Here is a 15,574-nt window from a genome sequence, read left to right as displayed (position 1 = left end):
TTTCTTGATAGTCCCGTCCCCGTCGGTTATTTACGGCTGGTACGCCGTAAGGGCGCCAGTTCAATAATCCCCGTTACCGAGATTCGGGCCAGATCCTGTTCATCCTTTGCCGATATGAGCAATCGTCCCTCACATTGGCTGCAGGACAATTCAACCGCGTCGACAAGTACATCAACATCAACGTCGGTATTGCCACAAGAGCAGTATACCCCTCCCTGTTCGGCAATATCATGAATTTTATTTAAAATCTCAAGTAAAATTTGCGAGTTTTCGATTCCTTGATCATCTGCCTGCTCATCCATTTCACTGGCCAGACTAGCTACCTCTTGCTTATGTCTCGCAATGGTCTCGGCAATAGCGTCAGGGTTGCCTACAAAACCAAGTTCCAGGTTAGACTGGGCACAATATATTTTGCTTGCCTTGGGCTGCCTAAACAGCTTGCTGTCAAGAAAAATCAGATGGTTTGTTTCGCAAACAACACACGGAATATCTAAGAGATACTGATGGCGACCAGCACCGGCGATACTCCCCTGTACTTGACCACAACTGCAGGCAAGCTGGCATTCAGAGTTATGAATAGCAAACCGGGAGACATTATGCAGTTCAATTTTGCCGCAGCGCGAACAATACAGCGCTAACGTCGAAACAGCGCTAATGACCAATTGATATCCCCCCTTGCTTTTTATATTTCGCCGCAGGCACAAAAAATCCTGCCTGGGCGTTGTCAAGTTGGCAGCATAAGGTAAAGAAAGGCAGTCAATAAGGAACCCGGGACTTTTGCCCCGGGTCTTACTGTCAATCAGCCAATCAATAACCGGCGATCCTCACTAAAGCGGTTGCCAATATTCGCTTCAATAATTTGACACAGAGACATAATATCAAAGGGTTTTGTTATATAATCACGCATGCCGGCCTCACGGGCCTCGTTAACCATATCCAGCTCGCCGTAGGCGGTCATCATAATAACCTGATCACCCTGCCCCTGTCGTTTCAGCTTTTTTAACGCTTCTATTCCGTCCATACCCGGCATTTTCATGTCCATCAAAATTACATTGGGGTGAACTTCCTGCGCAGCCTGTATGCCTTCATAGCCATTCGCTGCCGTAACGACTCTATACCCCTCATCCTGGAGAACCTCGGTAAGCAATCTCCGAATTCCAGGTTGATCATCAATCACAAGAATAGTTGCTTGAGAATTGCTCATATAATTTTGCACCTTGCTTTCTCCGTAGTATGTTTAAGAAACCCGTTTCTTTTTCCTAATATAACCATATTCGCAATGAATTAAAATTATCCTGCTAATTTTTGGAAGAAAATAGAAATTTCTTTAACTTTTTCTAATTTTAGTTAAATTATTTTAATTATCGCCAGATCTATGCTAAAATTTGTAATGAAATCTAAGCTACGAGGTAAATCATGGAATCCAAGAACTTTCTTCACCAACTCCTTCATTATAATAGGAATCGCAAGGCCGCATTATTTTTTACCGCAATAGTAGCGGCTTATCTGGCCCCTTTTGTAATCCTGCGGCAAAACGCCCATTTTACCATAAATGACAATCTCGACTGGATAACGGCCTGGATTGTGCTGGCAAAAAGCGGTAAGGTTTTTGCTTTGACAGGGACGGTTAATCAAATGCTGGGCGAATTGCCGCGCAGTTGTCTTCCCAGCGGCTTTAATGTCATTACCTGGCTGTATATGATTTTGCCACCCTTTCGCGCTTACCTGGTCAATATGCTGCTCGTACATATCACGGCCTTTATCGGCATGTATTTGCTGCTGAAGAACTACATCATTGCCGATAAACAACAGTCATGGCTTAGTTGGGCCGGCGCCGCCTCCTTCGCCACAATCCCGTTTTATACAGTTTATGGCTTGTCGATTGCCGGTCAGCCTCTACTATTTTATGCTATGCTGAACGCATTTTATGACAAAGGGCACCTGTCTATAAACGTCCTGATCATTTTCTTGTTCGCCCTATACTCATCTTTACCGCTGGTCGGCGTTTTCCTGCTGGCAGCGCTCGGGCTTGCCGCCAGCTACGATTATTGGCGCCATCGGATCACGCGTCCCAAGTTTTGGGCTGCGGTTGTCCTTTTAGCCTGCTCTTATACTATAACGGAAATTTGGCTGATATATAATGCATTCTTAAGCCCCGGCTTTGTCTCAAGCCGGGAAGAGATTAACCGGATTCTTTTAGGACAGGCCCGAGACTTTAGCGGCGTGCAGGCGCTCATTATGGAGAACTGGGTAAATGGACAATATCATGCGGTCAGCCTGCACAAGTATATACTCATGATCGCCGTGCCGTTAGCCCTGCTCGTTGGCTGGCGGCAGAAGCGGGAGTATAAACTCATCCTGCTGCTACTCACGATTGCATCGGTGCTATCGGTTCTCTACGGATTTCGCTATTGGGAGCCGTTCATGTCCGCCACTGCCGGCATCGGCTTTTTAAACTCCTTTCAAATTCAGCGTTTTCACTGGCTGCATCCGCTCTTGTGGTACACCGTCTTTGCATTATGCCTGGCGGTAATTGCCCGGCTCCGCTATGTGGGCAGGCTGCTGGCGGCGCTCTTAATCGCGCTGCAGCTTGGTTATCTGTTTGGCAACAATATTGAGTACCATTTAATTCTAAAAAAGCAAACAGACGTCTCGGTTATGGAGAACGCCTGGCTGTATGAAGACATAAGTTTTGGAGAATTTTTTGCCGACAGTCTGTTTAAGCAGGTCGACGAATATATTGGCCGTCCCAAGGAAGACTATCGGATTGCCGGTATCGGCTTCTATCCGGCCATTACTCAATATCATGGCTTTTATACCCTGGACGGTCGGCTTAATATTTACCCGCTGGCCTATAAACATGCTTTCCGGCAGATTATGGCCGGTGAGCTCGCTAAGAATCCGTTTTGGCAACGATATTTTGACAATTGGGGCATCACCTGCTATATCTTCCCGGCCGAGCTTGAATATTATCAGGTACGGCGGGCCTATAACCTAAAGCTCAACCAGCTTGAGCTGGATATTCAGGCGTTTAAAAACTTAGGCGGCGAATATATCCTATCCGCCGCCGAGATAACCAACTACCGGGAAAATGGCCTGGAATTCTTACATCGCTTTAACGATGGCTGGTCTGTATGGGAAATTTACTTATACCGGGTGCGCTAAATATGAAACGGTAAATTCATCAGCGTTGAACCGAGGAAAATAATAACAGCGGCGACAGCAGCAAGCATGGTTAACAGCGGCGCCACCAGCACCAGCACAGCTTTGGCCGCCGATAAACCGTGCGCGCCCCGGATGGCTGCAACATGCAACGATAAAGTCCAGGTAACTGCCAGCAGGCCGATTATCCCCAGCGCCAGGCCGCGCAGGCCATCAGGCAGTAAGGCGGCGATCACCCACAGCGGCATCACAGCTACCCTCGGTATATGAGCAAAGCCGAGCGCAGCAAACAATCCCACCGCGGTTCCCCGGCCTCCAGCCAGCTCGGCCACAAAGCTCAGCACAGCCGCACCAAGCACCCAAAAAACAAAACTACCGATAAAATGCAGGATGAACAGGAAGCCTAGGGCCGGAACGCCGGCTGGTTCCCTGATTCCTGTATATAACGCCCATACCGGAACAAGCATGCCGATAGTAAACATCGCCAGTGCCTGTCCGGTTAGTTTTTTTTCGGCAATATACTGCATGGCAGTGTTCGGCTTAAACAACACATCGTAGATGGTTTCCAAAAAATTGCCCATTACTCCACCCCCTAATAGCTCTGGGGTCTGGCGGCAGGATTGGCCGATATAATATCGGCAAGACGTTTAAGCAGTATTGGCCCCGAATCCAGGCTATCCTGGGCTCCGAATATTGCTTCCAGGGCATTCAATTTACCGTATTCCACAACACTCGGTTTACCTTGAATACCGGCCATAGCCGCCGCACCGTCTATAGCATCATACATGTTGCCCAGTTCATCCACCAGTCCAAGTTCTTTGGCCTGCCGGCCTGTGTAGATGCGTCCGTCTGCCAGCTGCCGGACTTTAGCCTGGTCAAGATGCCGCCCCTCGGCTATTACCTCCACAAACTGGTTGTACATGTCATCAACCATCTCTTGCAGGATGGCCCGCTCCTCATTTGTGAGCTCACGATCCGGTGATAAGATATCTTTATGCGGGCCGCTCTTGATTTTTTCCTGCCGGACACCAATTTTTTTGTAAAGTTCCTCCCAATTGGAATACGGCATATAAACCCCCAGACTGCCTGTTATGGTGGAAGGATTGGCATATATTTTATCCGTGCAGGCTGCCAGCCAGTAGCCGCCCGAAGCTGCCATATCGGCCATGGAAGTAATAACCGGTTTGCCGGTAGCCCGGATTTTTTTCAGTTCTTCCCCCACTTCCTGCGAAGCAGGTACAGTCCCCCCGGGGCTGTTAATTCTAAGGATGATGGCCTTGACGGCTGCATCGTCACGGGCGGCATGAAGCTGGCGGATCAGGCCGTCGGTGCCCCCGCCTTCGGAAAACAGGCCAACCTGTCCCCGGCCGCCGATGATCATACCGTCAACATAGATGACGGCAATTTTATCGCCGCCTGTCAGTTTACTCTGTTTGACTTTGGGAGCGATGAGCAGCCCGCCAAGCATCGATAAGCCAATCAGCAAGGCTAAAACGATAACTACCGATCTTTTAAACATAATTCCCTCCTTAGGTGCATTGAAAAGAAAACTGTTGGAGGTTATCCAACAGTTCTTTGACTATAGCTTGCCCTGTTTGCGCACCAGTGATGCCTTGACAAAATCCCGGAAAAGCGGGTGCGGATTTGTCGGGCGCGATTTGAATTCCGGATGGAATTGGGTACCAACAAACCAGGGATGATCCTTTATTTCCACAATTTCAACAAGGCGTCCGTTCGGCAGTGTGCCGCTGATGACAAGTCCGGCGGCGGCTAATTGTTCCCGGTACGCATTGTTAAACTCAAACCGGTGCCGGTGCCGTTCATAAATAATCTCATCCTCGTAAGCCTTATATGTCAGAGTATTCTCCATGACTTTGCAAGGGTACACGCCAAGCCGCATAGTGCCGCCCTTGTCCTCCACCGCAGCCTGTTCCGGCATTAAATCGATAACCGGATGCGGGGTATCGGGATTAAATTCCGAACTATGTGCGTCAGTCAGGCCGCAGACATTACGGGCAAATTCAATAACAGCCGTTTGCATTCCCAAACAAAGTCCAAAGAATGGCACTCGCTTCTCACGGGCATAGCGAATGGCTTTAAGTTTTCCTTCCACACCCCGGTCACCAAAACCGCCGGGAACTAAAATACCGTCTACATCACCCAGATAAGCATCCAGGTCGGCCTCAGCATCCTCAATGTCCTCGGCGTGAATCCACTTGATTTCAATGGCCGTATGATTGGCAATCCCGGCATGGCGCAAGGCTTCTGACACACTCATGTAGGCATCCTGCAACGCGACATATTTACCAACAATGCCAATACGCACCGTGTCGGAAGGGTTTAATATCTTATCAACCATATGCCGCCATTCAATCATATCAGCGCCGGTATCCTCAAGGTTAAGCTTTTCCAGAACAATTCGGTCCAGTCCTTCATTTTCCAGCATAAGCGGCACCTGATAGATGCTGGCGGCATTTTTGTTCTGAATAACGGCATCGCCGTCAATATCGCAGAAAAGCGCCAGTTTCTCTTTCATCTCCGGTGAAATTTCATGTTCTGTACGGCATACAATGATGTCCGGATGAATACCAATGCTCCTCAGCTCTTTGACACTATGCTGGGTCGGTTTGGTCTTAAGCTCACCGGCCGCCGAAATGTAGGGCACCAGCGTAACATGAATATAGAGCGAACCGCCTTTACCCACTTCCTTCTTAACCTGGCGGATAGCCTCCAGGAAAGGCAAACTCTCAATATCACCGACAGTACCGCCAATTTCGGTTATAACAACATCCGCGTTATCCTCTTTGCCTACCCGGTAAATGCGCTCTTTAATTTCATTGGTAATATGAGGTATTACCTGAACAGTACTGCCAAGGTAATCGCCCTTGCGTTCTTTATTGATTACAGACCAGTAGATTTTACCGGCAGTAACATTTGAGCTTTTGCTCAAATTAATATCAATAAAACGCTCGTAATGGCCGAGATCAAGATCTGTCTCACCGCCATCTTCGGTGACAAACACCTCGCCATGCTGGTAAGGGCTCATGGTACCCGGATCGAAGTTAATGTAAGGGTCGAACTTCTGAATTGTTACCTTGAGTCCACGGCTTTTTAAAAGTCGCCCCAGCGAAGCTGCCGTGATACCCTTTCCCAGGGAAGAAACCACGCCTCCGGTAACAAAAATATATTTAGCCATTTAAAAATCCTCCTACTGACTCTCCATGGTGGTTACTCATCCCGTTTTTACAATCCTAATTATGCCAAACAACAGCTATTTTTATTTATCCTGATAGAAAGTATAACTTTCGCCCGGATAAGGGCAACATCGGCTTTCACCTTCGCCAAAGGCCCGACGCAAGCCCTGCTCACTGTATTAGTTGGTTTCAAGCTCTTCTTCTTCTTGCTCAAACTCGCCATCGCCTTCCAGCAGAGTGGCGGTGTCAGATTCGCTGTCATTATCATCATGCTCAAAATCCTGCTGGATTGCAGCCAGCAGCTTTTCCCGCCGCACATCATCCTGGCTGGCAGCCGCCGTTTCTTCCGCTTCACGCAAATTAATCCGCTGCGGCGACCATTCGGTTAACCCCCACATGCTTTTCCCGGTATGAACAAACCGGCTGTCCAAATTAATTCTGGTATGAATCTCCGCAATAGTATGGGCCGACGGCCGGGATATACCGCCTTTTTCGGCAACAACCCGGTCAATTAACTCACGGTAATATAACGGATGGCCTGCTGTCTTTAAAATCTGATACGCTAGATTAACTTCATCAACATTGTTTTTTAATATATTATTTGACATAAATTCAACCTCCGCACTTAACAATCCGCGTTTTATATTCAACGTGCAGAGGTAAATTCCTCCCCGGCGTTATAAAACTTGCGCACAAATCACATTTTATCAGGCGCTGCTACTCCCAAAATTCCCAGTGACTGCTTAATGGTGGTCCGCACTGCCGTTACCAGCGCCAGCCGCGCACTTTGCAAGGCAGGATCTACACCGATAATCCGGCACTGATTATAGAAGGTATGAAACATACCGGCCAATTCATGCGCATAGCGGGCTATCCGGTGCGGCGCACGTTCCCTGGCCGCAGCGGCCACCTCTTCGGGAAACCCAGCCAGCTTCTTAATCAAGTCAGTCTCGGCCTGTTCTGTCAACAGTTCAAGCTTGACTCCATTCCAATCGTCAGGCACCGGAATGCCAGCGTCGGCAACCTGCCGGAAAATGCTGGCAATACGTGCATGCGCGTATTGGATATAATAAACCGGGTTGTCATTTGAGCTTGATTTAGCTAAATCCAGATCAAAATCAAGCTGACTGTCTATCGAACGCATAATGAAGAAAAATCTGGCCGCATCCCGGCCAACTTCTTCGATTAACTCACCGAGAGTAACGCCCTGGCCTGTCCTTTTGGACATTTTGACAAGTTCCCCGTTCTGGTAGAGACTGACCATCTGCAAAATAAGCACTTCCAGATTGTCAGGATTATAATCCATAGCCGCAATAGCCGCCTTAACCCGGCTGATATAGCCATGGTGGTCGGCTCCCCAGATGTTGATGACCCGGTTAAAGCCACGATCAAATTTATCGCGGTGGTAGGCAATATCTGCGGCAAGATAGGTAGGCACACCATTGTCGCGGATAACCACCCGGTCTTTATCATCACCATAGACAGTAGATTTGAGCCAGAGTGCCCCGTCTTTTTCATATATGCTGCCATTGTTTTTAAGAAACTGGCAGGTGGCTTCCACAGCCCCGGTATTATGCAGGGTGCGTTCACTAAACCATATGTCGAAATAGACGCCGAACTCTGCCAAATCTTCTTTCAAAGCAGCCAGCTTTTCGGTCAGGGCCAGTTCTTTGAATACGGCTAGCCGTTCAGTTTCTGGCATGGCAAGATATTTATCGCCATGGCGGTCAACAATGCGCTGCGCCGTGTCGATGATATCCCGCCCGTGATAGCCGTCCTCAGGGAATTGACAGGCCTGTCCTAAGAGTTCAAGATAGCGGGCATTGACGGAAGCGGCCAGATTATCGATCTGGTTACCGGCATCATTTATATAAAATTCCGCTTCAACCTGATAACCGGCCATCCGCAGCAAATTAACCAAAGCGCTGCCAAATGCCGCCCCGCGCCCATGACCAACATGCAATGGTCCGGTTGGATTGGCGCTGACAAACTCAACCTGAACACGTTCCCCCTGACCGGATGCGCCCCGGCCATAATCAGCACCGGCTGCCAAAATGCCGGCCAATTGCTGATATAATACATCTGATTTAAGATAAAAGTTAATAAAACCCGGGCCGGCAATTACGGCTTTGTCCAGCCAGGTTTCGTTAAGCCGCTCGATAATGGCCTGAGCAATACTGCGCGGATTCATTTTGGCCGCCTTGGCCGACTGCATAGCAAAGTTGGTGGCAAAATCGCCAAATTCCTTTTGCGGCGGTATCTCCAGCGCAATTTCCGGTAGTTTTTCGACTGTAAACACGCCGGCAGCAATGGCCGCTGCGGCAGCCTTACTAATGGCGGCAATTAACGCTTCCTTAATGTCCATTGTTTCTATCCCCCTGTACAGTGACCTTAAGCGTGTTGGCACTTTGCCACTGTCCGTCAATTTCGAGCTCGTACTCAATATTTATTCCGGTCACAGATTCTTCTCCCTGGGTCCGGCTGACTTCCAGCCGGGTTGTCCGCACACTCATATCAAGGACCCCATAAGGTGTACTATAGCTGGAAAAACTGCGTTCGCCAGTTCGAAATTCCTGACGTTGTTCCACAGCGCCCATACGCACCAGAATAACATGATCTTTATATATTTTTAAGAGCGTAGTGGCACCATCCATGCCGCTAATCTCGGTTTCCTGATAGGTTATGTAGAAAACACCGTTTTTCGTATAACGGCGCCCAGGGGTAACCAGCTTAATATTGTTTTCTTCACCTTGCGCATCACGTTGCGAACCGAGCACGGTTATCAGTACACTGTCAATAGCTGCATTGCCGTTTGGCGACTTGATGAGACTCAATCCCTTCATAGAACCTTAACTTTATTATTATAGCGTAGACAAGGACGGTTGCCAATATTCACTGTAAAAAAGTTGGTAAAAAAATTATAAAAAAAACAAAAACAGACTCTGGCATACCAAAAACTTCATGTATACCGGTGTCTGTGTTTTTATTATGTATTTGCCCGTAGCATAAGAATTACTCTTATCTTTACTTGCCAGCCAAGCATTTCTTATTTTCTAAAAGTTTGTACCAGCGCATTTGTCGATCCCTGCACAGATTCTACCATCTGAATGATTTCCTGCATGGCCCTGGCCTGTTCGGCGGACGCGGCTGCAGACTGGTTAATGCCCTCAATTACTGTCTTAATCGAGGCTTGAATTTCCCCTAAAATTGCATTAATGCTTTCGGTAGCCTCTGCGCTTAGCTGGGATAGCTTCTGCATCTCCTGGGCTACCACGGCAAACCCCCGCCCGTGTAAGCCGGCACGCGCGGCCTCAATAGAAGCATTCAGACTGAGTAGTTTAGTCTGAGTGGCGATACTGCGGCTCATATCAATAATTTTAGTTGTCTCCCGGACTTTTTTTACGGTATCGTCCGAAATTTTCGCCACCCTGTCGGTAGTCGATGCCATCTCTTGGGATGAAGCAGACATTTCTTCAATAGCAGCGGCTGCCTGTTCTACATTCGCCGATACCTGTCCCGCCACCTGCGCAACCTGTGCCGCGTCAGTAAGCGCCTTTAGCCTCGCGCTAAACAAAGCTGTCACTACCTTGGCGATAGGCTGCGTGTATTCCAGCTTGCCGGCAATCCCAAAAGTGCCGACGCGTACTCCATTCACAACAACCGGATAGTTTTGCCCTTCTTTCAAATCGGGGTTTTGGGCAACATCGCCGGCGCTGACAAATACGGCATCAACCTCCCCCCGCAAAATCCGTACTGCCCCGCTGTGGGTTATCCCCAGCCGGGTCCCGGCCGAATCGCCGATAATTACGGCATCCTGATCGCAAACAATGGTGTGATAACCCGTCTGGTCATATACAAACCGTGTTAGTTCACCGGCAAGTTCCCGGGTGATTCTATACTCTGCCACGTGCATATTCCTCCAGTAAAAGGGGTTTTATAATTATCTGATTTATTCGACATTTGCGGTCAAAATCCCTTTCCCGCGGGAAAATAAATCGCGCCGCCTGTCCGTGCGTACCAGACAGGCGGCGCAGTCCCCGGGAGGTAGCCGCCATACTACCTCGCGTAATTAATGTATGCAAAATTTAATTTAAAATTCACCTGATCTTATTCTATTGCCACAATTTTTTAACTTCGGCGCCAGGATAGTAATACCTGATTATATCCTCGGCCTGCTTGCCTTCTTTGGCAAACGTATAGGCTCCCCACTGGCATAAGCCGACCCCGTTGCCCCAGCCTAATCCTTGGAAGACAAAATTGCCGCCTTCATAGGTCATTTGGGTTACCAGTGTTGACTTGAGCCGGTCATACCCTACCGCCCGGCGAAAATCTGAACCGTACATTTTTTTATCACCGGCGCCAATATAAAGAATACGGCCGGAAGGGCCCTTCTCCAGTATTTTAATGTCGCCAGGATTGCCACTATAGCCAATAGCGGAGGCTACCTGCGATGCCGGAATTTTTACTGTCCAGGATTTAATGTTCTCAGGCGCATATTTAAAACAATCATCCTTAACCGGCTGAAAGTAGGGAGTATCGTGAGTTATCTCCTTAGGAAAACTCTCTTCCCTGGTCGCGCCTATCTGCCCGTTGCAGGAGCTGTAAATAGCATTAACAAGACCGCCGGCATATAACAAAACTTCGCCACGGGTGCGGGCGACCGCTTGCCGTACACTGTCATTAACCTTTTGCGGCGCAAAGGCTTGCAGTTCTTCTTTGGAAGTGCTTACATCCGCATTATGAAGTTTCTTGATCGTGCCGGCCTCGATAGCGCTGATAGTCAGCGTCCGCGAGGCGATGGCCTGGGCTGCCAGGGCTTCCAGGGGCCAGTCCGGTTCCATCTCCTGGGCTATGACCCCTTCAATGTACTTTTCCAGCGGCATGGTCTCAATCGAGCCCTTATCGGCCATGTATACCCTAACTTGCGGTTCACTCGGATACTTGGCAGCGTCAAAAGCCGGAACACCGGCAATGGGCTGCGGCGCCGGCGAGGGCGCCTGCTCGGCAGGTGCCGTTGGTGCCGGTGGTGCCGGTTTTTGGGCGGGAGGCTTGAGTACTGTATAAGCTCCCGTGATGAACAGCAGCAAAACGCCTATGACTAGTGCGGTATTCCATGTTTTATTTTTCATGCACTCCCACCTCACTGTTAGTATGTCTGGCCAAATATAAACTTATTCGTCCGGCAGCGCCCACAACTCGGCAGTTAATTCAGTATCGGCCCCATCTGTAAAGATACGGGTAATAATCCTTCTGCGGGTATTATTAACGAAACGAAAATCCTTGTCAGTATAGGTCGTGGCATCCTTCCCCGGCGCCACATAGTTTACCGGCTGAGAATGCGGATGCCGTTCCGTAACGTTAAGACCGGCCGCCAAAACGGCATTGTATAAAGTTGAACTTACCTGACACATCCCGCCGCCCAGTCCCTCTTCCTTTTCTCCGTTGTCGCCAAATACCGCCGCTTTCTGAAATCCCCTGGCGCTTGTCGGTTCCCCGGTTGCGTTGTTAAAAGAAAATTCCTGTCCGGGCGCAATAAGAGAATTATTGGTTAGTTTCGCGGTCAGCCGGATATTGACTGTCCTACCCGGACTTCTATCCAAAATAGGGGTGGTAAAACTACCCAGTCTGTGACTTTTTAGCAGGATGTCCCGGGTGATCTCAGGGCGAAACGGCTGATACACCGGCTTAATGCTGCTGCCGGCCGGTGCTGCTAATAAAGCACTCAGTGTGTCCGGCACGTTAATTCGCTGACCTGGCCGCTCCGGTACAACCTGCCCGCCAACCGGATCATAGCCGGCGTTTACGGCTGGCACATCTTTGACCTCGGCTAAATTGTTCAGCACCCTGCCGGCTTCCTCCGCCGTAAGATTCCCGACCGGCAAGCCCTCTATCGTTACATCCTCCGCTACTTGCCGGACTTGCTGCGGCTTGGGCGCCGGACTGTTTAATCCGCAACCGGTACTTAACTGCAAACCGCAAATTAGCAGTATCGCCAATTTCAAAATAAGATTTTTTATTCTAATTCACCCCCCGCTTATTGTGTGAATACCATAGATTATCTTATTTGCAAGAGGAGGAACGGCCATGTATTCGGTAGATGAACTAACCGGCAGGGCTACCGGAATTACTTGCCACTCGGATAAGGTGCAGCCAGGTTCTATTTTTGTGGCCATTCGCGGCCGGCTCACAGACGGTAACCGGTTTGCCCAGATTGCAACTGCCAGGGGAGCGTTGGCCATTGTCAGCGACAGTCCGCAGTCTATAGCACCTGTGAGCATCCCTGTTATTGCCGTTGATGATGCCAGACTGGCCCTGGCCCAGCTAGCTGCAGGCTTTTATAATAATCCGTCCCGCCAGTTAAACCTTACCGGTATAACCGGCTCTAACGGTAAAACCACCATTGCCTGTATGCTGGAACACATTTTTGCCCAGGCAGGCCTGATTGCCGGCCTGATAGGCACAGTGCGGGTCAATACAGGCAAAACTTGTGTTCCCAGCGCTCTGACAACGCCGGATGCCATCAGCCTCCAGCAATATCTGGCGCAAATGGTAAAAAACAAGGTAACGCACGCCGCTATGGAAGTATCGGCTCAGGGAATCGAAATGCACCGGGTTGCCCATGTACGGTTCGCCACCGGCGTACTCACAAATGTATGCGCCGACCATCTAGACTTCCACGGTAGCTTTGCCGCCTATCTGGAAGCCAAAGCCGGGTTTTTGAACTTGTTGGGCCCGGCAACGCCGCTTATTGTCAATATGGCTGACCCTTATTGCCAAGCCATAGCCAATCGTTTTAACGGCCAACTGATTTCTGCCGCCGTCAGCAGCCCGGCCGATATCGTTGCCCATATCGGCCACCTTTCTGCTTATGGCAGTTCGTTTACTTTGACAATCGGCAAACCGCTGACTACTGTCCATAATCAAGTATTGGCGGCAGACCGGTATGTCATAAACTTAGCCCTCCCTGGCCGTCATAATATTGAGAATGCCATGCTGGCGGCAATTGCCGCCTTAGTGCAGGGCATTAGACCGGAGACAATTGTACAGGCTCTTGGCAGCTTTCGGGGTGTGGAGCGACGGATGAATATCTTCCATGCTGCAGGGTTGACCATTATCGATGATACAGCCCTTAATCCAGGCAGTATCGACGCTGTCTTCGACACCATTGCCGCTTTCCGCTATAACCGGCTTATCGTCGTCAACGCCCTTCGCGGTCAACGCGGGCCAGCCATTAATACGGCTAATGCAACGGCACTTGCCCTGTGGCGCCACAAGCTCCCCTTTGAACTCATTGTAACCGCCGGTACCGATCAGGTTGGTCCGGCCGACATTGTAAGCAAACAGGAGCGGGAGGCTTTCTTAACAACACTTGCTACCCACCAGGCAGATTATAAGTACACAGATACTCTGGCGGCGGCTGTTGCTGCGGCTCTCGAGCTTTCTGTGCCCGGTGATTTACTTGTGCTGATTGGAGCGCAGGGGATGGATAACGGCCGGCAAGTACTGACTTCACTGTTAAAATTGCCGCTGAATTGCCGTCAGAATGTCTGGTACTATCCTCAAATTCACCTGGGCTAACAGGCTATTCCTGGCCCGGCTTGCATTTGGGTTCTTTTTTTACATAACCGGAAAACATGGCCTGAAGTTTGGCAGGCTCTTCTGTAAAAGCCAGGTATAAATGAAGGGGAATGGTCGCCAGAAAGAACATCATTATCCCATAGAAAACAATCCGGGTGCCCATTAGCCCGCCAAAAGGACGACCAAGCCAGGAAGCGTATTCGGAAAATACATACGGTAAAGCAGCCATGCCTGAGAGGATGACAGCCAGAGCCCACATGGTAAACAGCGCCTTTTGCCCGGGGTTATACCGGCCATAATTGGGATGATGTTCGGTAATGAACAGCGCATACCTGGAGAAGCTGCGTAAATTCGGCCAGTCATGCCTGGTAAGTATTATTTCGGTATACTTGCCGGTAGCCAGGTAATAGTATATCTGTCCCAGGAAATTCAATAGCAGGATAATGCCGGCAAGAGTATGGGTCTTGCGCACGACCCCGTAAGGCAGTCCGCTCCAGGGATCATGCAGGTATAGGCCTGTGGCGACCAGATACGATACGGAAAAAAACATAATCCAGTGAAAGATGCGTACAGGTAGAGGATGAAGTAATAGTTTCATAAAAATAAAATCCCCCATCCGGGGGATTTTCATGTCTACAATTTCAAATTCACTTTAGGAATGTTTTTCCCGTAAAAGATTTCGGCCATCTCTTTTTTCAGACGCTGCTTAATTTTTTTCTTTTCACCGGCCATGAGCTCTTTTTTTGCTGTACCAAACAGGTAGTTATCCAGATCAAATTCCTTCAGCAGCATCTTAGTATGAAAAATATTCTCCTGGTACACATTTACATCAATCATCTGGTACATATCACGATTTTCACTGGATATATAATTTTGAATCGAATTGATCTTATGATCGATAAAAAACTTTTTGCCATTTACGTCACGGGTAAAACCTCGTACCCGATAGTCCATCACGGCAATATCCGGATGGAAGGTATTAATAAGAAAGTTCAAGGCTTTAAGCGGTGAAATCTGACCACAGGTCGAAACATCGATATCGGCTCTGAAGGTGCTGATACCCTCGTCCGGATGACTTTCCGGATAGGTGTGAACAGTAATATGGCTTTTGTCCAGGTGGCAGACAACGGCATCCGGCAGTGGTTCGTTAAGTTCGCATTCTCCGCATTCTTCGCTGTTTAGTCCTGCCGCTTCTCCCGGTTGATGCATGGACTCCTCGGAAATCAGCATGGTTACACTGGCCCCCTGCGGATCATAATCCTGCTTGGCGATATTTAAGATATTAGCGCCAATCATATTGGCCACTTCTGTCAGGATATTGGTTAAACGCTCAGCACTATATTCTTCATCAATATACTCGATATAAGAATGGCGATGCTGCGGCGTTTTTGCATAGCAGATGTCATACATGTTAAAACTGAGACTTTTAGTCAGATTATTAAAACCATAAAGTTTTAATTTTTTAATTGACTTTATTTCCATCGTGCTTGTCCTTCTCCTCACAGATAGAGTAAAAATTAACCGGACCAGCGGACATAACAGCCGCCACTGACAATCCAACCAAAATCCTTTAAAAATTATACCACAATCAAACAAAAAGTATAGGTGTTTGCAAAAATTTAGGAATCCAGTCAGCCATT

Annotated in this window: 15 protein-coding genes; 2 read left to right on the top strand and 13 right to left on the bottom strand. The window is 48.9% G+C overall.

The genetic code is table 11. The features are described 5' to 3' along the window. Positions 1-26 precede the first annotated feature (26 nt). Entirely contained in the window at positions 27-662 is a 636-nt protein-coding gene (locus SATMO3_RS01490) for a hypothetical protein (RefSeq protein ID WP_371376519.1), read from the bottom strand. Between the two features lie 137 nt (positions 663-799). Continuing rightward, the gene (locus SATMO3_RS01485; RefSeq protein ID WP_371376516.1) at positions 800-1,204 is read right to left on the bottom strand and encodes a response regulator; all 405 of its coding nucleotides are present in this window, start codon (positions 1,202-1,204) and stop codon (positions 800-802) included. A 212-nt stretch (positions 1,205-1,416) separates the two neighbouring features. Between SATMO3_RS01485 and SATMO3_RS01480 the strand changes: the two genes are divergently transcribed. Next, positions 1,417-3,165 (top strand): DUF6044 family protein, encoded by a 1,749-nt coding sequence (locus SATMO3_RS01480; protein ID WP_371376514.1) that lies wholly within the window; start codon positions 1,417-1,419, stop codon positions 3,163-3,165. Here SATMO3_RS01480 and SATMO3_RS01475 read toward each other — a convergent pair. The 9 genes from SATMO3_RS01475 to SATMO3_RS01435 form a co-directional block, all read right to left on the bottom strand. After that, a complete protein-coding gene (locus SATMO3_RS01475) occupies positions 3,162-3,743 on the bottom strand; it encodes a Yip1 family protein (RefSeq protein WP_371376511.1) in 582 nt (193 codons plus the stop codon). The genes SATMO3_RS01480 and SATMO3_RS01475 overlap by 4 nt on opposite strands. An 11-nt stretch (positions 3,744-3,754) precedes the next feature. Then, positions 3,755-4,681, bottom strand: a complete 927-nt coding sequence (sppA, locus tag SATMO3_RS01470) for a signal peptide peptidase SppA (RefSeq protein WP_371376508.1) — start codon at positions 4,679-4,681, stop codon at positions 3,755-3,757. Between the two features lie 60 nt (positions 4,682-4,741). After that, positions 4,742-6,358, bottom strand: coding sequence for a CTP synthase (locus SATMO3_RS01465; protein WP_371376505.1), 1,617 nt, complete (start codon positions 6,356-6,358; stop codon positions 4,742-4,744). Between the two features lie 177 nt (positions 6,359-6,535). Beyond that, entirely contained in the window at positions 6,536-6,964 is a 429-nt protein-coding gene (gene rpoE, locus SATMO3_RS01460) for a DNA-directed RNA polymerase subunit delta (RefSeq protein ID WP_371376502.1), read from the bottom strand. 89 nt (positions 6,965-7,053) lie between these two features. Then, on the bottom strand, positions 7,054-8,721 hold the full coding sequence (argS, locus tag SATMO3_RS01455) for an arginine--tRNA ligase (RefSeq protein WP_371376499.1): 1,668 nt from the start codon (positions 8,719-8,721) through the stop codon (positions 7,054-7,056). Next, positions 8,711-9,199, bottom strand: a complete 489-nt coding sequence (locus SATMO3_RS01450) for a DUF1934 domain-containing protein (protein ID WP_371376496.1) — start codon at positions 9,197-9,199, stop codon at positions 8,711-8,713. Before SATMO3_RS01450 ends, argS begins: the two co-directional genes overlap by 11 nt. A gap of 203 nt (positions 9,200-9,402) precedes the next feature. After that, entirely contained in the window at positions 9,403-10,269 is an 867-nt protein-coding gene (locus tag SATMO3_RS01445; protein WP_371376493.1) for a methyl-accepting chemotaxis protein, read from the bottom strand. 199 nt (positions 10,270-10,468) lie between these two features. Then, positions 10,469-11,485, bottom strand: a complete 1,017-nt coding sequence (locus tag SATMO3_RS01440; protein ID WP_371376490.1) for a SpoIID/LytB domain-containing protein — start codon at positions 11,483-11,485, stop codon at positions 10,469-10,471. A gap of 42 nt (positions 11,486-11,527) precedes the next feature. Then, positions 11,528-12,358, bottom strand: a complete 831-nt coding sequence (locus tag SATMO3_RS01435) for a VanW family protein (protein WP_371376487.1) — start codon at positions 12,356-12,358, stop codon at positions 11,528-11,530. A gap of 82 nt (positions 12,359-12,440) precedes the next feature. Between SATMO3_RS01435 and SATMO3_RS01430 the strand changes: the two genes are divergently transcribed. Further along, positions 12,441-13,934 carry a Mur ligase family protein gene (locus tag SATMO3_RS01430; RefSeq protein ID WP_371376483.1) on the top strand — a complete coding sequence of 498 codons (1,494 nt, stop codon included), beginning with the start codon at positions 12,441-12,443 and terminating at the stop codon, positions 13,932-13,934. 4 nt (positions 13,935-13,938) lie between these two features. Here the strand turns inward: SATMO3_RS01430 and SATMO3_RS01425 are convergent, their stop codons facing one another. Both SATMO3_RS01425 and speD read right to left on the bottom strand, forming a co-directional pair. Then, a complete protein-coding gene (locus SATMO3_RS01425; protein ID WP_371376480.1) occupies positions 13,939-14,532 on the bottom strand; it encodes a cytochrome b/b6 domain-containing protein in 594 nt (197 codons plus the stop codon). A 35-nt stretch (positions 14,533-14,567) separates the two neighbouring features. Continuing rightward, entirely contained in the window at positions 14,568-15,416 is an 849-nt protein-coding gene (speD, locus tag SATMO3_RS01420; protein ID WP_371376477.1) for an adenosylmethionine decarboxylase, read from the bottom strand. Positions 15,417-15,574 lie beyond the last annotated feature (158 nt).

Source organism: Sporomusa aerivorans, from assembly GCF_041428895.1.
Lineage (GTDB): Bacteria > Bacillota > Negativicutes > Sporomusales > Sporomusaceae > Sporomusa > Sporomusa aerivorans.
The sequence above is the reverse complement of the archived record's forward strand: the minus strand, read 5'-3'. Positions and strand labels throughout refer to the sequence as shown.

What these genes read in the sequence shown, in the direction of transcription:
- SATMO3_RS01485 (WP_371376516.1), bottom strand. Translation starts at nt 1,204, where the DNA reads ATGAGCAATTCTCAAGCAACTATTCTTGTGATTGATGATCAACCTGGA.
- SATMO3_RS01480 (WP_371376514.1), top strand. Translation starts at nt 1,417, where the DNA reads ATGGAATCCAAGAACTTTCTTCACCAACTCCTTCATTATAATAGGAAT.
- SATMO3_RS01475 (WP_371376511.1), bottom strand. Translation starts at nt 3,743, where the DNA reads ATGGGCAATTTTTTGGAAACCATCTACGATGTGTTGTTTAAGCCGAAC.
- sppA (WP_371376508.1), bottom strand. Translation starts at nt 4,681, where the DNA reads ATGTTTAAAAGATCGGTAGTTATCGTTTTAGCCTTGCTGATTGGCTTA.
- SATMO3_RS01465 (WP_371376505.1), bottom strand. Translation starts at nt 6,358, where the DNA reads ATGGCTAAATATATTTTTGTTACCGGAGGCGTGGTTTCTTCCCTGGGA.
- rpoE (WP_371376502.1), bottom strand. Translation starts at nt 6,964, where the DNA reads ATGTCAAATAATATATTAAAAAACAATGTTGATGAAGTTAATCTAGCG.
- argS (WP_371376499.1), bottom strand. Translation starts at nt 8,721, where the DNA reads ATGGACATTAAGGAAGCGTTAATTGCCGCCATTAGTAAGGCTGCCGCA.
- SATMO3_RS01450 (WP_371376496.1), bottom strand. Translation starts at nt 9,199, where the DNA reads ATGAAGGGATTGAGTCTCATCAAGTCGCCAAACGGCAATGCAGCTATT.
- SATMO3_RS01445 (WP_371376493.1), bottom strand. Translation starts at nt 10,269, where the DNA reads ATGCACGTGGCAGAGTATAGAATCACCCGGGAACTTGCCGGTGAACTA.
- SATMO3_RS01440 (WP_371376490.1), bottom strand. Translation starts at nt 11,485, where the DNA reads ATGAAAAATAAAACATGGAATACCGCACTAGTCATAGGCGTTTTGCTG.
- SATMO3_RS01430 (WP_371376483.1), top strand. Translation starts at nt 12,441, where the DNA reads ATGTATTCGGTAGATGAACTAACCGGCAGGGCTACCGGAATTACTTGC.
- SATMO3_RS01425 (WP_371376480.1), bottom strand. Translation starts at nt 14,532, where the DNA reads ATGAAACTATTACTTCATCCTCTACCTGTACGCATCTTTCACTGGATT.
- speD (WP_371376477.1), bottom strand. Translation starts at nt 15,416, where the DNA reads ATGGAAATAAAGTCAATTAAAAAATTAAAACTTTATGGTTTTAATAAT.